Origin of the sequence: Anaeromassilibacillus sp. An200 (genome assembly GCF_002160025.1) — a bacterium.
GTDB lineage: Bacteria > Bacillota > Clostridia > Oscillospirales > Acutalibacteraceae > Caccousia > Caccousia stercoris.
In genome coordinates this window covers 1-5,857 of the sequence record NZ_NFJU01000079.1, presented here as the reverse complement: position 1 = coordinate 5,857, position 5,857 = coordinate 1, and the positions used below count along the sequence as shown (strand labels likewise).

6 protein-coding genes are annotated in these 5,857 nt (G+C 49.8%); 4 read left to right on the top strand and 2 right to left on the bottom strand.

Annotated elements, in window-relative coordinates; translation table 11 throughout:
• Positions 1-987: 987 nt before the first annotated feature.
• Positions 988-2,208 (top strand): Mef(A)/Tet(V) family efflux MFS transporter, encoded by a 1,221-nt coding sequence (locus B5F35_RS17365; protein WP_002584949.1) that lies wholly within the window; start codon positions 988-990, stop codon positions 2,206-2,208.
• Positions 2,209-2,288: 80 nt separating this feature from the next.
• Here the strand turns inward: B5F35_RS17365 and B5F35_RS17360 are convergent, their stop codons facing one another.
• Complete coding sequence (locus B5F35_RS17360) at positions 2,289-3,089, bottom strand: helix-turn-helix domain-containing protein (RefSeq protein WP_002575858.1); 801 nt, start codon at positions 3,087-3,089, stop codon at positions 2,289-2,291.
• A 78-nt stretch (positions 3,090-3,167) separates the two neighbouring features.
• Entirely contained in the window at positions 3,168-3,431 is a 264-nt protein-coding gene (locus tag B5F35_RS17355; RefSeq protein ID WP_002575859.1) for a hypothetical protein, read from the bottom strand.
• 228 nt (positions 3,432-3,659) lie between these two features.
• Here B5F35_RS17355 and B5F35_RS17350 point away from each other — a divergent pair, with 228 nt between their 5' ends.
• The 3 genes from B5F35_RS17350 (at position 3,660) to mobV (ending at position 5,709) form a co-directional block, all read left to right on the top strand.
• Complete coding sequence (locus B5F35_RS17350; protein ID WP_002575860.1) at positions 3,660-4,073, top strand: cysteine-rich VLP domain-containing protein; 414 nt, start codon at positions 3,660-3,662, stop codon at positions 4,071-4,073.
• Positions 4,074-4,184: 111 nt separating this feature from the next.
• Positions 4,185-4,580: a replication initiator protein A gene (locus B5F35_RS17345; RefSeq protein WP_002575861.1), complete on the top strand. Its 396-nt coding sequence runs from the start codon at positions 4,185-4,187 to the stop codon at positions 4,578-4,580.
• A 184-nt stretch (positions 4,581-4,764) separates the two neighbouring features.
• Complete coding sequence (mobV, locus tag B5F35_RS17335) at positions 4,765-5,709, top strand: MobV family relaxase (RefSeq protein WP_002334814.1); 945 nt, start codon at positions 4,765-4,767, stop codon at positions 5,707-5,709.
• The last annotated feature ends 148 nt before the right edge of the window (positions 5,710-5,857 follow it).

The following is a 5,857-nucleotide window of genomic DNA, read 5'->3' as shown; positions in this document are numbered from 1 at the left end:
CCGTGGAGGGGTAGCGTACCGCCTTTTCTTGTGGGGGTTTCCAAAGGGGGCAACGCCCCCATTTGGCACACGACTTTGCGAAGCAAAGTGTAGTGTGTTATACGCTCTGCCGGCGTTGCCGTGAAAATGCCGTTGCCGCCGGGGAGGGCAAGGGCATTTGACGCGGCAGGAAAGCAGGGCTTTGTTTGGGGCTGGTAAGCCGGAAACAAAGGGCTGATTTCAGCAGCAGACAGGGCGTATTATGAAAGCCCCCGTCCCTCGTCCTCCGCCCCCGGCCTATGGGACAAAAAGTCCCAAAGCTCTGGACACCGTGACCAGATGTGTGGCCACACTCCGGGAAAAGTAGCAGGACGGCAGGAAACCGTCAAGGCTGAAATGAATGGGCTGACGCCCGGCCTTGACCGTTCCCCGCCGCCCCGCTGGATGGGTGGACAAGGTGGCCAATCCCTAAAAGTGTTTGGCCGCACTCGTTCATTTTGGGGCCTTTCTTCTCCCAAAATTGAAATGGGCGGGAAAGCCCTAAAATGGCTTTCCCGCCTTGATTACCCATTAGCAAAGACGGGCGAGACTGTCAACGGCGGCGCTGAAAGCGCCGTTCATCTTGACCGTTGACTGGCTCGCCTGGCTTTGCTACTGCCCGTAAGAGATGGAAAAACAAGATGGAAAACAAGGTTAAAAATGGTTGACAAGTCTATCGGATGTGTGTTATACTGTGCGACAGTTTGAGATTGGAAGGAGGCTTACGTGTGTTAATTTGTGTACGCTAATAAGCAATAAAAAGTAGAAGTACCTTTCCACATGATGGTGGGCTTTTTTTGCGTGCGTATGCAAAGGAACACGTAGGTTTGACACGAGCAGTCTTTGAACTGTATCGTGGTGTTTTTTCGTGCTTTGTTGTTATGCAGGCGTCTGCCCTCTCTGTGGGACAACGCCTGCTTTTTATTGCAGAAACAAAGGAACAATGCAATAAAAAAGGAGGTTCGCATTATGACCCAAAACAACAATTCATGGAGAAAAACTTATTTTACACTTCTTGCCGGACAAGCAATATCCTTTATTAGCAGCGGTATTTTGCAAATGGCCATTATCTTTTATTTGGTTGCGAAAACTAATTCTGCAATCATATTGACGGCGGCAACACTGATTGGATTTTTGCCGCAAGCCTGTTTAGGCCCGTTTGCAGGTGCTTTTGTTGACCGGCACAGCCGTAAAAGCGTAATGATTGGTGCGGATTTGATAATTGCCGCCGCTGGCGGTATTCTGGCGCTGGTGGCGTTTTACATGGAATTGCCCGTATGGTCTATTATGGTTGTCCTGTTAATCCGAAGTGCGGGAACTGCTTTTCATTCTCCAGCATTCAGCGCAGCAACACCTATGATTGTGCCAAAAGAGGAACTTACAAAATGCGCTGGTTACACGCAGACCATGCAAGCAGTAAGTGCGATTATCAGTCCAGCTGCCGCAGCGTTTTTATATGCTGTTTGGCCTCTTAATGCAATTATATTGTTAGATATTGTGGGTGCAATCCTTGCCTGTGTGACTGTTGCGATTTCGTCCATACCAACGCCTGAACTATGTCCAGAAACGAAAAGACAACAGTTTTTACAGGATATGAAAGAGGGGTATGTGGTATTAAAGCAAAACAGGGGCCTCTTTGCTCTGCTCTGGATTGGTGTAATTTATATGTTCTTTTATATGCCAATCAGTACGCTTTTTCCTCTCATCTGTATGTCATACTTCAAAGGAACACCGGCCCATGCCTCTGCCGCTGAAATTGCTTTTGCGGTTGGTATGCTGCTTGGCGGAGTCATTCTGAGCATTTGGGGCGGTTTTAAGAAACGGCGGTACACCATCGGTCTTTCCGTTCTCCTGATGGGCGTTAGCAATATGCTCTCCGGGCTTTTGCCGCCAGACGCATTTCTTGTCTTTGTTGTGTGCTGTACTGTTATGGGAATTTCCGCTCCATTTTACGGTGTGCAAAATGCGATTTTTCAAGAAACGGTCAAACCAGAATATCTGGGGAGAGTTTTTTCTCTACTGACAAGCGCCGCTTCCCTCGCCATGCCGTTTGGCCTTGTCATTTCCGGGCCTCTGGCGGAGCGGCTGGGAGTTGAGAAATGGTTTGTCATTTGCGGAATTGGCATTATCATCGTTGCGCTTGCCGTATTTTTACTACCCGGTTTGAGAGAGATTGACAATACGCAATAATCAACTGCACCTTTTTCTATTACTAAACAAAATGCCTGGATGGTGGTTCTGAAAAACCAGAACCGCCGTTCAGGCATTTTTTATCTTCGTCCTCTCTGCGGTTTTGGATTCTTCAGCAAGTCGGATTTTTCCGCAATCTTTTTCAGCCACTTCCGTTCTTCTACTGACAGCTTCCTAAAATTCAGCTTGAGCCGTTTGCAGATAAACGCCAAGTACGCTTGTTCCGTGTCGCTGTCCTGGCTGACGATTTCACCAGCAGTTTCCAGCATTTCTTTTAGCGGGTTATCCTCTGGGACGCTGAAAAAATCGTCCTTGTGTGTTTCCCGCAGAGCAAGGGCAATCCCGTTTATGTCCCGTTGTATCACATAGCGGCAAAACTCGTCCTCATCAATATGGGCGGTGATAAGCTGTCTTAACTGCGTATCACTCATGCCAGGATTATGCTTTTTTATAACAGTTGCGCTCATCGTGTCCACTATGGCGTTTGCACCCTGCGCCTGTTTCAGTGCCGTTCCGTTCACATAGATTTCAAGGTCAGCCATCAGCCGGGGGAAATCCGGGTGCGCCGCCAGCTCACACAGCAGGGTATTGTCTATCCTCCCGCTTTTCAGCAGGTCAATCATTTCATCACTCAAACGCAGGTCTGCAAGATCGGCGTTTGGGTGATTTTTCATTTCAGACAGCCCCAGCAGATAATCAGCGGTCACACCGTAAAACTTCGCCAGCCGGATAAGGGCATAGTGGCTGATGTCCTTGAAGTCTTCCGTTTCGTAACTGCCCAGCGCAGACTTGGAAAGCCCGGTCTGCTCCGCAAGCTGCCCCAGCGTCAAGCCACGCTCCACACGTAGGTCTTTTAATCGCTCTTGTATGGATAAAGACATATTCACCCTCCTTGCTAGCTCAACGAAAGAGAAGCCGTTATGCTATGTACTATGCTCATAGCATAACGGCATAGGCATTTACAGTTTTATTTTACCATTTGCTACATCTTCACGAAATTTATCAACAAGCTTCGCTGTCAGCTTGGATTTACCGTAGTGTTCAAGTACAAAAGTACGATAACTTTTTCCATCTACAAGCACATCACTTTTTCTGGTCAACAACCAATTTCCGTTACCTCCTCCCTGTTCTCTAATATTCCAGTCTTTCCCATATCTTTTATAGATTTCATCTTTTTTACCTTGAACAGACATTGATTCGCTTGGAATATAAACAATTTGCATAATAGCTCCTCCTTTATTTTGTGCAAGAAGACCAGAAACCTGAATTTGTCTTTTATCTTTTTTTGATTATATCACAAATCCGAGAGCGTGGAAATAGGGAGTTTTTCAGGCTGATTTCCTACCTCTTGGATATACGGCACAGGCGGTCAAAAAGGTGTAGACTTGGGATAGTTCATCGATGGACAAGCACCTTGGAAACAGAACACGCCAAAGAAAACGGAGGGACGCATGAGCAAAAGACCCTATCAACACCTGCCGCCGCTGGAACACAGGCCGGACGGCTCCCCCTACCGCATAACCCCGCCCCAGAAGAGACGAGCCAGCGGCCTGATACGCCGGGAGTGCTGCAACTGCGAGGACGGAAACTGCCTTGCGCTGGACGATGGCGACACCTGCGCCTGTCCGCAGATGATTTCGTTCTCCGTCTGCTGCAAGTGGTTCCGCTGGGCGGTCTTGCCGCTGGACAGGACGCTGGAAGCGGAGATTTACCGGGACAGGGACTTGAAACGCTGTGCGGAGTGCGGCGGTGTGTTCGTCCCGAAGTCCAACCGGGGCAAATACTGCCCGGACTGCGCCGCCAGAGTTCACAGGCGGCAGAAAACAGAAAGTGAACGGAAAAGGAGGTCTGCTGTGGACAGTTAAGAGCGGGAAAAGCCTTGATTTGCAAGGCTCCGCAAGCCCTCAACCGGGGCGGCTGGTATCATTTATCATTCGCCCCGGAAAACGGGCCTCTAACCGTCCACAAAACACGCTATGACAAACACGATTTATATTCACCAGCCGGAAAAGGCGTTCAGTTTCACCCGGCTCCCCAATTTCCTTTTTGAAGCACCCACATTCCAGCCCTTGAGCAACGAAGCGAAGGTGCTGTATGCCTTTGTCCTGCGCCGGGCGGAGTTGTCCCGGAAGAACGGCTGGGCGGACGAGTACGGGCGGGTCTACCTGTACTACCCCATCTGCGAGGTGGTCGCTTTGCTCCGCTGCGGGCGGCAGAAAGCGGTCAACACCCTGCGGGAGTTGCAGTATGCGGGGCTGGTGGAAATCCAGAAACAGGGCTGTGGAAAACCCAACCGCATTTACCCGAAATCCTATGAAGCGGTTCCAAACACCGACTTCAAGAAATCCGGTTATGGTACGCCGGAGGGCTGAAAACCGTACTTGGCGAGTACGAAAATCAATCCTCTTGAAGTACGGAAATCTGACGGTATATAGAAATACAAAGATTAAAAAGATTTATTTATATTCTATCCATTCCAATCCTATCCGAGCTAATTTCTGCGGGATTTTCCCTGTGGAAAACCCCGGATAGGAAAGGAATGGGGAAAGGAGCAGAATGGCACAACACGCAATTTTGCGGTTTGAGAAGCACAAGGGCAACCCGGCAAGGCCGCTGGAAGCCCATCACGAAAGACAGAAAGAACAATACGCCAGCAACCCCGACATTGACACAAGCCGGAGCAAGTACAACTTTCATATCGTCAAGCCAGAGGGCAGGTACTATCATTTCATTCAAAACCGCATTGAACAGGCCGGGTGCCGAACCCGCAAGGACAGCACACGGTTTGTCGATACGCTGGTAACTGCCAGCCCGGAGTTTTTCAAGGGGAAATCCCCAAAGGAGATACAGGCGTTTTTCCAGAGGGCGGCGGACTTCCTCATTGGCCGGGTAGGACGGGAAAATATCGTGTCGGCGGTGGTACACATGGACGAGAAAACGCCCCACCTGCATTTGACCTTTGTTCCGCTGACAAAGGACAACCGCCTGTGTGCAAAGGAGATTATCGGCAACCGGGCAAACCTGACGAAGTGGCAGGACGATTTTCACGCCTATATGGTGGAGAAATATCCTGACTTGGAGCGTGGGGAGAGCGCCAGCAGGACAGGCCGGAAGCATATCCCCACCCGGCTTTTCAAACAGGCGGTTTCCCTCTCCCGGCAGGCAAGAGCCATTGAAGCCACACTGGACGGCATTAACCCGCTGAACGCCGGAAAGAAAAAAGAGGAAGCCCTCTCCATGCTGAAAAAGTGGTTCCCGCAGATGGAGAATTTCTCCGGGCAGTTGAAAAAGTACAAGGTCACAATCAATGACCTGCTGGCGGAGAATGAGAAGTTGGAAGCAAGGGCAAAGGCCAGCGAAAAAGGAAAGATGAAAGATACGATGGAACGGGCAAAGCTGAAAAGCGAACTGGACAATTTACAGCGGCTGGTTGACCGTATCCCGCCGGATATACTGGCGGAACTGAAACGTCAGCAGCGGCACACGGTAAAGGAAAGGTGATAGATATAAGCAGAAATTTTCGCCGCCTCTGTGCGGCATTGTACCTTGCTACGAAAATAAGTAGCGAGGGCGTGTACCTTGACAAACAGGTTTTCAATGCCTCATGAAAAACCATCGCAGCACAAAAAGCGGCAGGCCAAAACCTGTC

Excerpts from the sequence above, each read along its gene's own strand:
- mobV (WP_002334814.1), top strand. The coding sequence starts at position 4,765 with ATGGCACAACACGCAATTTTGCGGTTTGAGAAGCACAAGGGCAACCCG.
- B5F35_RS17350 (WP_002575860.1), top strand. The coding sequence starts at position 3,660 with ATGAGCAAAAGACCCTATCAACACCTGCCGCCGCTGGAACACAGGCCG.
- B5F35_RS17355 (WP_002575859.1), bottom strand. The coding sequence starts at position 3,431 with ATGCAAATTGTTTATATTCCAAGCGAATCAATGTCTGTTCAAGGTAAA.
- B5F35_RS17365 (WP_002584949.1), top strand. The coding sequence starts at position 988 with ATGACCCAAAACAACAATTCATGGAGAAAAACTTATTTTACACTTCTT.
- B5F35_RS17360 (WP_002575858.1), bottom strand. The coding sequence starts at position 3,089 with ATGTCTTTATCCATACAAGAGCGATTAAAAGACCTACGTGTGGAGCGT.
- B5F35_RS17345 (WP_002575861.1), top strand. The coding sequence starts at position 4,185 with ATGACAAACACGATTTATATTCACCAGCCGGAAAAGGCGTTCAGTTTC.